The sequence below is a fragment of the Cellulomonas composti genome, assembly GCF_007990245.1.
GTDB lineage: Bacteria > Actinomycetota > Actinomycetes > Actinomycetales > Cellulomonadaceae > Cellulomonas > Cellulomonas composti.
In genome coordinates, this window is the sequence record NZ_BJWG01000012.1 from 80124 (window position 1) to 94784 (window position 14661).

The 14661-nt window shown below is 72.8% G+C and carries 14 protein-coding genes; 4 read left to right on the plus strand and 10 right to left on the minus strand.

Annotation, left to right across the window (positions count from 1 at the left end; genetic code table 11):
• Nucleotides 1–36 precede the first annotated feature (36 nt).
• Nucleotides 37–456, plus strand: coding sequence for a VOC family protein (locus CCO02nite_RS12765; protein ID WP_146843537.1), 420 nt, complete (start codon nt 37–39; stop codon nt 454–456).
• A 13-nt stretch (nt 457–469) separates the two neighbouring features.
• Here CCO02nite_RS12765 and CCO02nite_RS12770 read toward each other — a convergent pair whose 3' ends face one another.
• Both CCO02nite_RS12770 and CCO02nite_RS12775 read right to left on the minus strand, forming a co-directional pair.
• Complete coding sequence (locus tag CCO02nite_RS12770; RefSeq protein ID WP_146843538.1) at nt 470–1111, minus strand: DUF2510 domain-containing protein; 642 nt, start codon at nt 1109–1111, stop codon at nt 470–472.
• Nucleotides 1112–1192: 81 nt separating this feature from the next.
• Nucleotides 1193–1888 carry a GntR family transcriptional regulator gene (locus CCO02nite_RS12775; protein WP_146843539.1) on the minus strand — a complete coding sequence of 232 codons (696 nt, stop codon included), beginning with the start codon at nt 1886–1888 and terminating at the stop codon, nt 1193–1195.
• Between the two features lie 103 nt (nt 1889–1991).
• On the opposite strand from CCO02nite_RS12775, the gene CCO02nite_RS12780 reads away from it, so the two are divergent.
• Nucleotides 1992–4859, plus strand: a complete 2868-nt coding sequence (locus tag CCO02nite_RS12780; protein ID WP_146843540.1) for an FAD-binding and (Fe-S)-binding domain-containing protein — start codon at nt 1992–1994, stop codon at nt 4857–4859.
• Complete coding sequence (locus tag CCO02nite_RS12785) at nt 4856–5491, plus strand: cysteine hydrolase family protein (protein ID WP_146843541.1); 636 nt, start codon at nt 4856–4858, stop codon at nt 5489–5491. The genes CCO02nite_RS12780 and CCO02nite_RS12785 overlap by 4 nt, the downstream gene beginning before the upstream one ends.
• A gap of 46 nt (nt 5492–5537) precedes the next feature.
• On the opposite strand, the gene dhaK is transcribed toward CCO02nite_RS12785, so the two are convergent.
• From dhaK to CCO02nite_RS12805, 4 genes are all read right to left on the minus strand, one after another.
• On the minus strand, nt 5538–6533 hold the full coding sequence (gene dhaK / locus CCO02nite_RS12790) for a dihydroxyacetone kinase subunit DhaK (RefSeq protein ID WP_146843542.1): 996 nt from the start codon (nt 6531–6533) through the stop codon (nt 5538–5540).
• A gap of 85 nt (nt 6534–6618) precedes the next feature.
• A complete protein-coding gene (gene dhaL, locus CCO02nite_RS12795) occupies nt 6619–7239 on the minus strand; it encodes a dihydroxyacetone kinase subunit DhaL (protein WP_246117538.1) in 621 nt (206 codons plus the stop codon).
• Nucleotides 7236–8012 (minus strand): HAD-IA family hydrolase, encoded by a 777-nt coding sequence (locus CCO02nite_RS12800; protein WP_146843543.1) that lies wholly within the window; start codon nt 8010–8012, stop codon nt 7236–7238. Before CCO02nite_RS12800 ends, dhaL begins: the two co-directional genes overlap by 4 nt.
• Nucleotides 8009–8863, minus strand: coding sequence for a class II fructose-bisphosphate aldolase (locus CCO02nite_RS12805; protein WP_146843544.1), 855 nt, complete (start codon nt 8861–8863; stop codon nt 8009–8011). Before CCO02nite_RS12805 ends, CCO02nite_RS12800 begins: the two co-directional genes overlap by 4 nt.
• Nucleotides 8864–9007: 144 nt before the next feature.
• Between CCO02nite_RS12805 and CCO02nite_RS12810 the strand changes: the two genes are divergently transcribed.
• The gene (locus CCO02nite_RS12810; protein WP_146843545.1) at nt 9008–9742 is read left to right on the plus strand and encodes a GntR family transcriptional regulator; all 735 of its coding nucleotides are present in this window, start codon (nt 9008–9010) and stop codon (nt 9740–9742) included.
• A 90-nt stretch (nt 9743–9832) separates the two neighbouring features.
• Here CCO02nite_RS12810 and CCO02nite_RS12815 read toward each other — a convergent pair whose 3' ends face one another.
• The 4 genes from CCO02nite_RS12815 to CCO02nite_RS12830 all read right to left on the minus strand — a co-directional run bounded on the left by CCO02nite_RS12815 (nt 9833) and on the right by CCO02nite_RS12830 (nt 14640).
• Nucleotides 9833–10933 (minus strand): DNA glycosylase AlkZ-like family protein, encoded by a 1101-nt coding sequence (locus CCO02nite_RS12815; protein WP_146843546.1) that lies wholly within the window; start codon nt 10931–10933, stop codon nt 9833–9835.
• Between the two features lie 146 nt (nt 10934–11079).
• A complete protein-coding gene (locus tag CCO02nite_RS12820; protein WP_146843547.1) occupies nt 11080–13389 on the minus strand; it encodes an MMPL family transporter in 2310 nt (769 codons plus the stop codon).
• Between the two features lie 96 nt (nt 13390–13485).
• Nucleotides 13486–14130 (minus strand): TetR/AcrR family transcriptional regulator, encoded by a 645-nt coding sequence (locus CCO02nite_RS12825; RefSeq protein WP_146843548.1) that lies wholly within the window; start codon nt 14128–14130, stop codon nt 13486–13488.
• 27 nt (nt 14131–14157) lie between these two features.
• Nucleotides 14158–14640: an NUDIX hydrolase gene (locus CCO02nite_RS12830; protein WP_307724051.1), complete on the minus strand. Its 483-nt coding sequence runs from the start codon at nt 14638–14640 to the stop codon at nt 14158–14160.
• Nucleotides 14641–14661: the final 21 nt, after the last annotated feature.

Here is a 14661-nt window from a genome sequence, read left to right on the forward strand (position 1 = left end):
GGCTGCGTCCGGTTCGCCCGATTCCTGGAGCACACCATGTCCATCACTCTGAACCCCTACCTCGGCTTCGTCGGCAACGCCCGCGAGGCCCTGGAGTTCTACCGGTCCGTCTTCGGCGGCGAGCTCACCGTCTCCACGTACGGCGAGTCCCAGGCGAGCGAGGACCCCGCCCAGAAGGACCTCGTCATGCATGGTCAGCTCACCGCGCCGGGCGGCCTGACGCTCATGGCGTCGGACGGGCCTGCCGGCACCGAGCCGGTCACCGAGTCGTCGATCACCATCTCGCTCTCGGGAGACGACGCGGCCACGCTGCGGGGCTACTGGGACGGGCTCGCCGAGGGCGCGACGATCGCCGAGCCGCTCGTGGTGGCGCCGTGGGGCGACGAGTTCGGCATGCTGACCGATCGCTTCGGCACGGCGTGGATGGTCAACATCTCGGCCGCACCCAGCGCCTGACCGCGGCGGGCGGCTAGGTCGTCGCGTCCTTCACGGCCTGTATCGCAGTCAGCCAGGGCAGCACGACGAAGAGTCCGACGACGACGACGCCGGCGACCGCGACCGCCGTCCAACCGAGCGCGCCCAGCGGCGGAGCTCCCCGGTGCCGGGCGTTGCTGTAGTGCCGCAAGGCGCGCACGACGAGCACGATGGCGACGACCAACGCGACCGTCCACTCCGTACCCGCCCGACCCACTGCGGCGTCCAGCGCCGTCACGACCCCGAGCACCGCGAGCGCGCCCCCGTACATCCACAGGGCGCGCCGACGTAGCGCGAGGGCCTCCTCGGCCCTGTGCTGCTGGTAGACCGGGTTCTCGACGACCCGGTCCGCGAGGTTCGCCGACTGCCCCAGGCGGATGGCGGGCTCGGCGCCGAACGCCGTCGGTGCCGAGCCGGTCTGCCAACCGTCGGCGCCCCAGCCCGACTGCGGCGCCGGTGACGGAGTGGGGGCGGGCGGTGCGGGCGCGGTGACCGGGGCGGGCATCGGCGTGCCGACGAAGCCGCGGCGAGCGCCCGGGTCGGGCGTGACGTGGTCGGTCCAGTCCACGCCGTCGTGCCACCGGAGCATGCCCGGGCTCATGCCGTCGTCGTACCAGCCGGGCGCGGTCGGGTCCATGGCGCTGATGATGCCCGCCCTGCCGGCACCGGTCGCGCATCCGGGCCGTGTCGCGAAGGGGCCGGGGCCCGCGCCGGCTGCTCAGTCGCGGGGCAGCGCCGACGACGGAAGGGACGCCTCCGGCCCGGCCTCGCCACCGAGGGATGCCGCGAGCAGCTCGCGCGCGCGCGCCAGGTGCTCGTCGAGCATCGCGGCGGCGCCGTCGGCGTCGCCCGCGCCGATGAGCTCGAGCAGTCGCGCGTGCTCGGCGACGATGATCGCCGGGCTGAGCCGCTGCCGGCCCTGCAGCTGGGCCATGCAGAGCTTCACCTCGAACGCGAGCGAGTGGTACACCGCGCTGGTGCGCGAGCTCCCGAGCGCGTCGATGAGGCTCGTGTGGAACCGCATGTCCGGCTCGACGACGGCGTAGGACCCCGCCGCCCACAGCGCGGCGATCTCGGCGTTGGCCGTGCGGGCCGCGTCCGGGACGAGCCGGCGCGCGGCCAGCCGGCGCAGCACCTCGGACTCGAGGTAGGTGCGGGTGCGGTAGATGTCGCGCACGTCGTCGGGCCCCAGCTCGACGACCCGAGCCGTCTTGTGGTTGGCGCGGACCAGCACGTTGTCCGAGGTCAGCCGCTCGATCGCCGCACGCGCGCTCGCTCGGGCCACGTCGTAGCGGGTCGCGACGTCGAGCTCGGTGAGCGGTGTGCCAGGAGCGAGCTCACCGGTCACGACCAGGGTGCGCAGGTCCTCGACGACGGCGTCGACGAGGCTCGTCACCACGATCCCTCGCGCCATCGCGTCCTCCCGTGCAGATGCGCCACCCTGCGCTGTCAAGAGACCATTGTCATGTAGGTCTACTTGTCGGACAATCGCAACACGCCCCATCCCCGGGAGTTCCATGACCCCGACGGCAACGACGCCGGACACGCTCGCCGCCCTGCTGCGGGGCTGCGTCGACGAGCGTGCGCAGGTGCGCACCGACGAGCTGAGCCGACGCACCGTCGCGCACGACGCGTCGCACGTCCTGCTCGTCCCGCAGGCGGTCGTCGCCCCGCGCGACGCCGACGAGGTCGCCCGGCTGCTGCGCGAGACGGCCGCCGCCGGCGTGCCGCTCACGTTCCGGTCCGGCGGGACGAGCCTGTCGGGTCAGGCCGGCGGCGACGGCGTGCTGGTCGACGTGCGCCGCCACTTCCAGCGCGTGGAGGTGCTCGACGACGGCGCCCGCGTGCGCGTGCAGCCCGGCGTCACGGTCCGGCACGTCAACGCGCGGCTGGCCCGGTACGGCCGCAAGCTCGGACCGGATCCCGCCAGCGAGGTCGCCGCCACGATCGGCGGGGTCGTCGCCAACAACTCGTCGGGCATGGCGTGCGGCACGCGCGAGAACACGTACCGCACGCTGGACTCGCTGGTCGCGGTGCTGCCGTCGGGCACGGTCGTCGACACCGGCGCCGCCGACGCGGACGCACTGCTGCGCGCACGGGAGCCGGACCTGCACGCGGGCCTGCTCGCACTGCGCCGCCGCGTGCGGGACGACCCGGCGTCGGTCGCCACGATCAGCCGGCAGTTCGCGATGAAGAACACCATGGGCTACGGCCTGAACGCGCTCGTCGACTTCGACACCGTGCCCGAGCTGCTCGCCCACCTGCTCGTCGGCAGCGAGGGCACGCTCGGGTTCGTCGCGTCCGCGACGTTCCGGACGGTCCCCTTGCGCACGCACGCCGCGACCGCGCTGCTCGTGTTCGACGACCTCGTCTCGGCCGGCCGCGCACTGCCGGAGCTGGTCGCGACGGGCGCCGCGACGCTCGAGCTCATGGACGCCACATCGCTGCGGGTCGGGCAGGGCCTGGCGGACTGCCCCGCCGCGGTCGCGGCGCTCGCCGTGGACCGGCAGGCCGCGCTGCTCGTCGAGTACCAGGCGACGACGCCCGACGAGCTCGCGCACCTCGCCGCAGCCGCGCGCCCGACGCTCACGGGCCTGCACGCCGCGGCCCCGGCGGCGCTGACCGGCGACGCCGCCGTCCGGCGCGACCTCTGGCACCTGCGCAAGGGCCTGTACACGTCGGTCGCGGGCGCCCGCCGCAGCGGGACGACGGCCCTGCTCGAGGACGTCGTCGTCCCCGTCGAGCGGCTCGCGGACACGTGCACGTCGCTGACCGGCCTGTTCACGCGCTACGCGTACGAGGACGCCGTGATCTTCGGGCACGCCAAGGACGGCAACCTGCACTTCATGCTCACGGACCGGTTCGAGTCCGACGAGCAGCTCGCGCGGTACGCCGGCTTCACCGAGGACCTCGTCGCTCTCGTGCTCGGCAACGGCGGCTCGCTCAAGGCCGAGCACGGCACGGGCCGGGTCATGGCGCCGTTCGTCCGGCGGCAGTACGGCGACGAGCTGTACGACGTGATGCGTGAGGTCAAGCGCCTGTTCGACCCCCGCGGCCTGCTCAACCCGGGCGTCCTGCTGTCCGACGACCCGCACGCCCACCTGCGGCACATCAAGCTCGCGCCCCGGGTCGAGGACGAGGTCGACCGCTGCGTCGAGTGCGGCTACTGCGAGCCGGTGTGCCCGTCGCGCGACCTCACGCTCACGCCGCGTCAGCGCATCGTCGCGCGGCGCGAGATCCGCTCCGCGGAGCTGGCCGGGGACGCCGCGACGGCGCGCCGCCTCGAGCGGGCCTACGAGTACCCGGGCGTGCACACGTGCGCGGTGGACGGCATGTGCGGCACGGCGTGCCCGGTCGGGATCGACACGGGCCTGCTCGTCAAGAAGCTGCGCCGCGAGCGCGTGGCGGCGCCGACCGCAGCCGCGTGGACCGCAGCCGCCCGGCGCTGGGGTCCGACGACGGCGGCCGCGTCGGCGGCGCTCACGGTCGCCGCCGCCGTCCCCCGCCCGCTGTCCCCCGCCGTCACGGCCGCGACGGGAGTCGGGCGGGCGCTGCTCGGCGACGACACCGTCCCCCGCTGGACACCGGACCTCCCGCGCGGTGGCGCCTCGCGACGGCGGCCGGCCCCCACCGCCGCCCCGGACGCCGTCTACCTGCCGGCCTGCGTCAACGTGATGTTCGGTCCCGACGAGGGTGCGGGCGTCCAGGTCGCCTTCGAGGACCTGTGCGCGGCGGCCGGGATCACGCTCCTGGTGCCCGAGGGGATCGAGGCGCTGTGCTGCGGTACGCCCTGGTCGTCGAAGGGGATCACCGCCGGCCACGACGCGATGCGCGACGCGGTGCTGCCTGTGGTCCGCGCGGCCACGGACGGCGGGCGCCTGCCGGTCGTGTGCGACGCCTCGTCGTGCACGGAAGGCTTCCGCAAGCTGCTGGCCGACGAGGCGCGCGTGGTCGACGTCGTCGCGTTCGTCGCCGAGCGCGTGCTGCCCGTGCTCGGCCCTGTCCGACGCCTCGACTCGCTCACGCTGCACCCCACGTGCTCGTCGACCCAGCTCGGCCTGAACCCGGCGCTGACGGCGGTCGCCGAGGCGGTCGCGGAGAACGTCACCGTGCCGCTCGACTGGGGCTGCTGCGCGTTCGCGGGCGACCGCGGGATGCTGCACCCGGAGCTCACGGCGTCCGCGACCCGTCGCGAGGCGGCCGAGGTGACGCGCCTCGGCGCGCAGGCGCACGCGAGCTGCAACCGCACCTGCGAGCTCGGCCTGACCCGGGCCACCGGCGTCCCGTACCGCCACGTCGTCGAACTGCTCGCCGAGCAGGCCCTCCCCCTGATCCGCACCACCGGTTCCGTCTCCAGTTCACATCCAGCAAGGGAGCAGGCATGAACCCGGACACCACGGCACTCGTCCTCATCGAGTTCCAGAACGACTTCACCAGCGAGGGCGGCGTGCTGCACGGCGCGGTCCAGCCGGTGATGGACAGCACCGACATGCTCGCGCACGCCAGGACCGCCCTGGCGGCCACGCGCGCTGCCGGTGCCACCGTGATCCACAGCCCGATCGCGTTCCAGGCCGGCTACGGCGAGATCACCGCGCACCCCTACGGCATCCTCAAGGGCGTCGTGGACTCCAACGCGTTCGTCAAGGGCTCGTGGGGTGCGGCGATCGTCGAGGACGTCGCGCCGGTCGACGGCGACATCGTGATCGAGGGCAAGCGCGGCCTGGACGCGTTCGGCTCGACGAACCTCGACTTCATCCTGCGGTCCAAGGGGATCACGACCGTGGTGCTCGCGGGCTTCCTCACGAACTGCTGCGTGGAGTCGACGATGCGCTCGGCCTACGAGAAGGGGTTCGAGGTCGTCACGCTCACCGACGCGGTCGGCGCGACCTCCGAAGCCGAGCACGCCAACGCGATCACCTACGACTACCCGATGTTCTCCAAGCCGATGACGACCGCGGAGTACGTCGCGACGCTGCAGGGTGCGGCCGCGACGGCGGACAGCTCACGCGGCTACTGACGCACGGCGGGCGCGCGACCCCGGGGCCGCGCGCCCGCCGACGCCGTCAGAAGACGCGGATCGCGATCTCGGCCGGCGCCTCGAGCAGGCCCTTGATCTCGTCGTCGACCTTGACGAGCGTGAGGCTCGCGCCGGCCATGTCGAGCGAGGTGCAGTACTCGCCGACGTAGGACCGCCACACGCGGATGCCCTTCTCCTCGAGCTTGCGGTGCGCGATCCCGTACAGGATGTAGAGCTCGCTGATCGGCGTGCCGCCCAGGCCGTTGATCATGAGCGCGACCTCGTCGCCCGACGCGTACGGCAGGTCCGGGACGACCGCGCCGAGCAGCTCGTCGACGATCTCGTCGGCGCTCGCGAGCTTGGCGCGCCGGCGGCCGGGCTCGCCGTGGATGCCGACGCCGATCTCCATCTCGTCGTCGCCGAGCTCGAACAGGGGCGAGCCCTTGGCGGGCGGCGTGCACGCGGTCAGGGCGATGCCCATGGTGCGGGTCACCGAGTTGACCTTCTCGCCCACGCGGATGACGTCGTCGAGGTCGGCGCCGGCCTCGGACGCGGCGCCCACGGCCTTCATGACGAAGAAGTTGCCCGCCACGCCGCGGCGCCCGACGGTCCACGTCGAGTCCTGGACCGCGACGTCGTCGTTGATGAACAGCGTCTTGACGAGCATGCCCTCGGCCTCGGCGAGCTCCTGGGCCATCTCGAAGGCCATCCTGTCGCCCGTGTAGTTGTTGACCAGCAGCAGGACGCCCTTCTCGGAGCGCAGCAGCTTGGCGGTCTCGAGCACGTACTCCATGGGTGGCGCCGCGAACACGTCACCGGGACACGCGGCGTCGAGCATGCCCTTCCCGACGACCATGACGTGCGCGGGCTCGTGGCCCGAGCCGGACCCCTGGATCACCGACACCTTGTCGTCGCGCGGCGCGTCCGCGCGGTAGATGAGGTTGTACTCTGGGACGTACTTGAGCGTGTCCGGGTTCGCGAGCGCGATGCCGGTGAGCATCTCGGGCACGAAGCTCCTGGGGTCGTTGACGAACTTCTTCATCTCAGCTGCCTTCCTGGGCCTCACGACGATGTGGGTTCCTCGGCCGCAGCCCCCGCGTGCGGCGTCCTGCCGGTGCGACGGTCGATCACCACCCCTCGGCGATCTTCTCGGCCAGCACCGCGACCGCGACGGCTCCCGGATCGACCGAGCCGATGCTGCGCTCGCCCGTGTAGGACGCGCGGCCGCGCCGTGCCTGCAGGTCCTTGGTCGCCTCGGCGGCCGCGCGCGCGCTCGTCGCGGCCGCCTTCGCGATCTCGTCCGACGAGGCACCCGCGGCGAGCTGCTCCTCGATCGTGTCCGCCATCGGGGCGAGTGCGTCCAGGAGCGTCTTGTCGCCGAGCTCGGCGCCACCCCGGGCCTGGATGCCCACGATCGCGGCCCGCAGCATCGCGACGACGTCGTCGCCCGTGACCTCGGTCTTGCCCTTGACCACGCCCGCCGCCCGCAGCACCGCGGTGCCCCAGATGGGCCCGGACGTGCCGCCGATGCGGCCGCTCATGGTCACCGCGACCTTCTGCAGGAACGTGCCGGCGTCGGAGCGGTCGAACGTGTCCCACTGGTCCCGGACGATCTCGAACCCGCGGGCGAGCGAGTAGCCGAAGTCGCCGTCGCCGACGACCGCGTCGAGGTCGCCGAAGTACTTCTCGTTCTCGAGGCACTGGTCCGTGATCGTCCTCATCACGTACTCGACGCGTTCCTGGCTCACAGGTGCTCCTTCCGGGCGGTCAGCAGGCGGGTGAGGGTGGTCAGGTCGACGTGGTCGAGGGGCCCGACGCCGTGGGGGTCGACGAGCACGCTCGTCGGGACCGCTGGGGGATCGCCCAGGGAGTCGACGACGAGCGCGGCGCCCGTGAAGTCCTCGTCGGCGGTGTAGCTGCTGACGGTGACGACCGTGGTGAGGCCACCGGCCGCGAGCGCGGCGCGCAACCCGTTCGACGAGTCCTCGACGACGACGACGTCGTCGGGGTCGAGCCCGAGCTCGTGCAGCGCGAGCAGGTAGATGTCGGGGGCCGGTTTCTTCGCCGGCACGACGTCGCCGGCGAACACGGCGACGTCGCGCGCCCTCGTCGGACCCACGGCGTGCTCGAGGACCGCGCGCACGGACGCCTCGGCGGACGTGGACGCGACCGCGAGCGTCCACCCGGCCGCGTGCGCCTCCTCGACGATCCGGGCGATGCCGGGCCGCGCGGGCAGCACGCCGTCGGCGACCATGCGCGTGTAGCGCGCGGTCTTCTCGCGGTGCCACTGCGCGACGAGCTCGCGCCGCTCGTCGGGGTCGGTCGGCAGGTCGTCGACGTCGTCGAAGACCGTCGCGAGGCGCTCCTTGCCGCCGCCGATCGCGAGCAGCTCGCCGTAGCGTTCCTGCGACCAGCGCAGCGGCAGCCCGAAGTGCTCGAACGTCGCGTTGAACGCGGGCAGGTGGCCGTCGCGCTCGGTGTCGGCCAGGACGCCGTCGCAGTCGAAGACGATGGCGCTCATGCCCGACCCGCCGAGCCGAACTCCTCGAGGTGCGTGGTGATCGCGGCCTGCACGGCCGACGAGATGTCGCGGAACATCGACGGCGGGTCCCACTTGCCGTTCTCGCGCGCCCACGCGAGGTGCTTCTCGGCCGAGCGCATGTACGACGTCTTGACCGCGGTAGAGATGTTGATCTTGGACACGCCGGCCTCGATGAACGTGCGGAAGTCGTCGGCCGAGAGGCCCGTGCCGCCGTGCAGCACGACCGGCCGGTCGGTCAGCGCGACGAGCGCGCGCACCCGGTCCGGGCGCAGCACGGGCGCCGAACGGTACTCGCCGTGCGCGGTGCCGAGCTGCGGGGCGAGCAGGTCCACACCCGTGCGCTCCGCGACCGCGGCGAGCTCCTCGACGGTGTACGCGTGCAGCGCGACGTCCGAGCCGACGCCGTCCTCGACGCCGATGATGTTCTCGATCTCGGACTCGACGTCGACGCCCGCCGCGTGCGCCTGCGCGACGACCTCCGCGGTCTCCCGCTCGGCGGTCGCCAGGTCGCGGTCGGACGCGTCGAACAGGACCGACGACCAGCCCGCCGCGACGACGTCGTCGATCACGGCGCGGTCCGGGCAGTGGTCGAGGTGCAGCGCGATCGGCACGGGCTGGTCGCGCGTCGCGAGCCGGAACATCGTCGTGGTCAGCTCGGTGCCGATCGACCGGACGGTCTTGACCGAGATCTGCACGATGAGCGGCGAGCGCACCGCGACCGCCGCGGCGACCACGGCCCGCAGGCTCAGGTCGTCGAGCACGTTGACCGCCGGCACCGCATACCCCTGCTCGCGGCCTCGTCGGACCAGCTCGAGGGTCGAGGCGAACATCGCAGACCTCCTCGTCGAGGCGTACGTCCGAATCGTCCGGATCGTGTGGCAGTCTATACAGGTCTACTCAAGTCCGGTCAACGCTCGGACGTGCCCCGCTACGATGCGGCGACGGTTCAGGGCGCAGCAGGGGACGGAGGGGTCGTGACGGAGGTGCTCGAGCGCGGCTCGGCCGTGCCGCTCTACGTCCAGCTCGAGGCGATCCTGCACGCCAAGATCGTCGGCGGCGAGTGGCTGCCGAACCAGCGGATCCCGTCCGAGAACGAGCTCAACCGCCTTTACGGCCTCAGCCGCATGACCGTCCGGGGCGTCCTGACCAAGCTCGTCAACGACGGCCTGCTCCTGCGCGTGCCGGGCAAGGGCACCTACGTCGCGCCGCACAAGATCGACGCGGTCTCCCCCGCGTACGGCGGTGTCCGCGAACAGCTCGAGGGCCTCGGCTACTCGACGACCACGCAGCTCGTCTCGTGCGCGCTCGAGGCACCCTCCAGCGGCGTGCGCGCCGAGCTGCGGCTCGGCGACGGCGACGAGGCGTGGACGATCGTGCGCGTCCGCTCGGTGCAGGACGAGCCGATCAGCCTGCACCGCTCGCACGTGCCCGCCGCGCTCGCGCCGGACCTCGACCGTCATGACGTCGTCACCGGACAGCTCTGCGTCGTGCTCGAGGAGAGCTACGGGCTGCCCATGCGGCGCGTGCGCGAGCACCTCGAGGCCCACGCCGTCACCACGACCGAGGCCAAGCACCTCGGCATGCACCGCGGCGAGCCCGCGCTGCTCCTGCACGACGTCATCTCCGACGGTCAGGGGCGGCCGTTCGAGTACTCGTCGATCGTCTTCCGCGGCGACAAGCTCCGCCTGCGCTTCGACTACGAGCGCTGATCCCGGCACATCTCTCCACCAGGAAGCGCTCGGCGAGCTCTGGGACTTCGAGGACGCCTGCGACCGCCGGCCCGGGCAGCCACACGCGACTCAGCCCGGGAGTCGCAGGTCGAGCTCGAGCCAGCGCGCCAGGTCGTCGAGCTCGGCCTGCACGTCCGCGCGCATCGCCGTGGACCACTCGCCGTCCTCGTGGACGGCGTGCACGGTGAGCGTGCCCCCGGCGGGGTCCGCCTTGGCGTCGACCTTCCCGACGAGCCGGTCACCGTGCAGCACCGGCAGCGCGTAGTAGCCCCAGCGTCGCTGCGCTGCGGGTTTGTACATCTCGAGCGTGTAGTCGAACTCGAAGACGCGCTCCATCCGCACCCGGTCCAGCACGAGTCGATCGAGAGGCGAGAGCAGCGCGGTGCGCGGCGCGAACGGCTCGTCGAGCCACGAGACGTCGAGCCGCCAGCGGCCTCGGACCCCCTCGATCACCGCGGGCACGCCCTCGTCGCCCGCGCCGAGCGGCTCCACCATCGTCGTCGGCGCCGTCCACCGCACGAGGCCGAGCGCGCGCAGCCGCCTCCGGTCCCGCTCGCGCCGGGCCTCCTCGACGGGGAGCGGCGGCTCGTCGGGGTAGATGCGCTCCGCGAGGTCCCACAGCTTCTCGCGGCCGCGCCGACCCGCGACCGCGACCTCGCCCGACTCGGTCATCACCGCGAGCAGCATCTGCACGTTCTTGTGGTTGTTCCAGCCCGACGACCGCCACGGCCGCGCGCAGGTGTCCGGCAGCTCGGTCGCGGTCAGCGGGCCATCCGCGCGCAGCGCCTCCAGCACGTCGTCGTGGCAGCGCCGGTTGTCCTGCAGCCACTGCCAGGTGGCGTGCTGCCAGTCGGGCGCGTCCGGCAGGGGCCAGGCCGCCATCTCCGCGCGGTACAGCACGAGGTCCTGCGCGGGGCGGATCAGTCCGCTCAGCTCGACGAGATCCAGCGCGTCGAGCGCGTCGTCGAGCTGCGCGGGCCGGAACCGGGAGCCCAGCCGGCTCCACAGCACGAGGTAGGCGCTCGGCGCGACGGCCGCCACGGGATCGTGCTGGACGAGCCCGAGCCGGCGCACCGTGTCGAGCACGCCGTCCGGACGGTCCGCCGTGAGCGCCTGTGCACGCACGGCGACGCGACGCGCGTCCTCCCGGCTCAGCGCCACAGGTTCCATGCCGCGAGCCTACGAGCGGGCTGCTGCGGCGCAGATCGTCCACCGCGCCCGCGAGTCCGCCGGCGACCGACAGCGCACCGCCCCGCGACCGCCGGGTGGCGGCGCGGGGCAGCGCGTCAGACGGGTGGCGGTCGCGGGGCAGCGCGTCAGACGGTGGCCGGCTCGCGCCCGGGCTCGGTGGCCTCCTCGGCCGCGACCTGCGCCTCGAGCTGACGGACGAGCTTGTCGCCCTCGACGTCCAGGTTCGGCAGCAGGCGGTCGAGCCAGCGCGGCAGCCACCACGCCTTCTCCCCCGCGATCGCCATGACCGCCGGGATCAGCGTCATGCGCACGACGAACGCGTCGATGAGGATGCCGAACGCCAGCGTGAAGCCGATCTGCTTGATCATCGCCTCGTCGCCGAAGATGAACGACCCGAACACCGAGACCATGATGACCGCCGCGGCGACCACGACGCGGGCCGCGCCATGGAAGCCGTGCACGACACCCTTGACGCCCGGGTGCCCGTGCACGTGCGACTCCCGCATCGAGGACACCAGGAACACCTGGTAGTCCATCGCGAGGCCGTACAGGATGCCCGTCACGATGATCGGCAGGAAGCTCAGCAGCGGGCCGGGGGTGTCGAACGCGAACAGCTGGTGCAGGTGCCCCCACTGGAACACGGCGGTGGTCGCACCGAGCGCCGCACCGATCGTCAGGACGAAGCCGAGGGTCGCGGTGATCGGCACGAAGATCGAGCGGAACACCAGCATGAGGATCACCAGCGACACCAGCACGATGATCGCGAGGTAGGGCACCAGCGCGTCGGAGAGCACCTTCGACATGTCGATGTTGATCGCCGTCACCCCGGTGACGCCGATCGAGGTACCCGCCGCCTGCGCGGTCGCGTCCGAGCGCAGCTCGTTCACCAGGTCGGCCGTGGCAGCGTCGGTCGGGCCGGTCGTCGGGATCACGGTGTAGATCGCGAGCGTGCCGTCCTGCGAGATCCCGCCGGGGATCACGGACGCCACGCCGTCGACCTCGACGAGCGCGTCACGCGCGTTCGCGATCTCGTCGGGCGTGAGGGCCTGGTCCGACGAGGCGACGACGAGCAGCGGGCCGTTGAGACCCTCGCCGAAGGCGTCGGCGGTCGCGTCGTACGCCTGGCGCTCGACCGAGTCGAGGTTGGCCGACGCCGCGGACGGGAGGTTGAGGTTCATCGCGAGCACCGGCAGCGAGAGCGCGCCGAGGACCACCACGACGCCACCGGTCGCGAGCCAACGGTGCTTCACGACGCCCTGCGCCCAGCGGGTCGCGGGGCCGTGCGGGTCGTCCGAGCCGCGGGCGGCCGAGCGGGCCGCGTACGCCGCGCGCTGCTTGTCCGGCACCACCCGGTCGCCGACGAAGCCGAGCAGCGCGGGCAGCAGCGTGAGCGCGACGAGCACCGCGATCGCCACGGTGCCGGCGGCGATCAGCGCCATGACCGTGAGGAACTTGATCCCGACGATCGACAGCGCGGACAGCGAGACCAGCACGGTCAGGCCGGCGAAGAAGACGGCGGAACCAGCGGTGCCCACCGCGCGGCCGGTCGCCTCGTGCGCGCTGAGCCCCTTCTCGAGGATCAGCCGCCGCGTGCGGTTCACGATGAACAGCGCGTAGTCGATGCCGACCGCCAACCCGATCATCAGGGCCAGCACCGGGGTCATCGAGGTCATGGGGATCACGCTGGACAGCGCGTAGGCCGCACCGACGCCGACGAGGACGCCGACGATGGCCGTGGCCAGCGGGAGACCCGCGACGACGAGCGAGCCGAGCGTGATGAACAGCACGATCGCCGCGATGAGCAGGCCGATCCCCTCACCGGGTCCGAACGGCGCCGGCATCTCCTGCGTGAGCTGCTCGCTCGGCAGGACGGTGATGCCCTCGTCGGTCGCCTCCTGGGCGATCGTGACGACCGCGGCCGTCGACTCCTCGGGCACGTTGATGAGCTGGTCGTCGAACGAGACGTTGAGGACCGCGACGGAGCCGTCCGACGACAGCGAGACCCCGGTCACGGGCGCCTCGCCGTCCATCAGCGGACCCATCGTGAGGTTGCCGGCGGGCGTGAGCGCGGCGGCCAGGTCCTCCGGGACCTCCTGCTGCTGCGCGGCGTCGGCGGTCACGACGTTCGGCACGTCGGCGAGATCGGCGACGACCGCCGCGATCGCGGCGGCCCGCTCGGGTGTGTCGAGCCGCTCACCGGCCGGAGCGACGAACGTGATGCTCGCCGATCCCCCGGAGGACGCCGGCATGGCGGTCGCGAGCTGGTCGAGCACCTCCTGGGACGGCGTGCCGGGGATGGTGAACTCGGCGGAGGTCTGCGGCGGGTTCGCTGCGAGGGCCGCCATGACGCCGACGAGGACGACGAGCCAGCCGAGCAGGACGCGACCGCGAGCGCGGTAGGCGAACTTGCCGAGGCGGTACAACAACGAGGACACGAGGGGCTCCGAGAGGTTCGTGGGATGGTCAGGCAGGTGTGGGGGTCAGCCAGGTACGCAGGTCAGGCAGGCACGTGCGTCAGGTAGGTACGTCCGTCAGGCAGGTACGGCGGGGGTGGTGTCGGGCAGCAGGAGGCGCAGCGCGGTGATGATCTCGTCGGTGCTGACGGCTCCCGGCACGTCACCGTCGATCTCGCGCAGCGGGTAGCGGCCGACGTAGACCGACGACACCGCGGCGAGCACCGCGCCGGGGATGGCGAACAGCAGGACGCGGCGCACGGCGAGCGGCAGGTCGGCGAGAGGTTCCTCGCCGCCGGGCGGCGGCACGCTCTCGATGAGATGGGCGACCTGGTCGGCGGCCTCGTGCTGCACGACCGCGAGGTACGGGACCAGGGTCACGTGCGCCTTCGCGAGCGCGGCGAGCGCGCGCAGGTCCGCCACGAGCGGCGGGGACAGCAGGACCCGGATGGCCGCGTCGATCATCTCGCGCGGGTCGCACCCGACGAGCTCGGACGACCCGATCACCTGGTCGAGCACCGCGCGCAGGTGGATCCGGGCGAACTCGCACACCGCCTGCTCCTTGGCGGCGAAGTGGTTGAAGAACGTGCGCCGCGAGATGCCCGCCTCGCGTGCGACGTCGTCGACCGTGAAGCCGTCCAGGCCGTGCTCGCGCGCCAGCCCGAAGGCGACGACCGCGAGGGCGTCGTGGTTGGTGTCCCGGCGGGACCGCTGCGTGCTCACCGGTCCAGAGTGCGCCCGTAACTGCACTTAGTGCAAGTCTGGCTGGCCCCCGGCCGATGTGACGTGCGTAACCAACCGGTCCAGCAGCTCGGTCTGCGCGGCGACGACGAGCGGGCGCGCCTCGTCCACCGTGAACCACGCGGCGCGGTCGACCTCGAGCACCTCGATGCTCCGGCCCGACCGCGGTGGCCACTCGATCACGGCGGTACTGCCGTGCAGCACCCCGTCGCCCACGTCGAGGTCGGCCGCGCGCGCCCACGCGACGGCCACCTTGCCTCCGGACTGCCGCACCTCGCCCAGCGGCACGTCCACACCGGCGGGCGCAGCGACTCCGAGCTCCTCGGCGAACTCCCGCAGCGCGGCCGCGTGCGGGTCCTCCCCTGCCTCCACGAGTCCCTTGGGGATGCTCCACGCCCGGTCACGACGAGCCCAGAACGGGCCGCCCATGTGCACCAGGAGCACCTCCGGCCCGGCGACCCCGGCCCGGTGCAGCAGCAGCCCCGCGCTCACCGCACCCACGGCACGCCCTGT

Bases quoted from the DNA above. Each gene is read 5' to 3' on its own strand.
- CCO02nite_RS12805 (WP_146843544.1), bottom strand. From the start codon at position 8,863: ATGTTCGCCTCGACCCTCGAGCTGGTCCGACGAGGCCGCGAGCAGGGG.
- CCO02nite_RS12815 (WP_146843546.1), bottom strand. From the start codon at position 10,933: ATGGAACCTGTGGCGCTGAGCCGGGAGGACGCGCGTCGCGTCGCCGTG.
- CCO02nite_RS12775 (WP_146843539.1), bottom strand. From the start codon at position 1,888: ATGGCGCGAGGGATCGTGGTGACGAGCCTCGTCGACGCCGTCGTCGAG.
- CCO02nite_RS12770 (WP_146843538.1), bottom strand. From the start codon at position 1,111: ATGGACCCGACCGCGCCCGGCTGGTACGACGACGGCATGAGCCCGGGC.
- CCO02nite_RS12800 (WP_146843543.1), bottom strand. From the start codon at position 8,012: ATGAGCGCCATCGTCTTCGACTGCGACGGCGTCCTGGCCGACACCGAG.
- CCO02nite_RS12785 (WP_146843541.1), top strand. From the start codon at position 4,856: ATGAACCCGGACACCACGGCACTCGTCCTCATCGAGTTCCAGAACGAC.
- CCO02nite_RS12765 (WP_146843537.1), top strand. From the start codon at position 37: ATGTCCATCACTCTGAACCCCTACCTCGGCTTCGTCGGCAACGCCCGC.
- CCO02nite_RS12780 (WP_146843540.1), top strand. From the start codon at position 1,992: ATGACCCCGACGGCAACGACGCCGGACACGCTCGCCGCCCTGCTGCGG.
- dhaK (WP_146843542.1), bottom strand. From the start codon at position 6,533: ATGAAGAAGTTCGTCAACGACCCCAGGAGCTTCGTGCCCGAGATGCTC.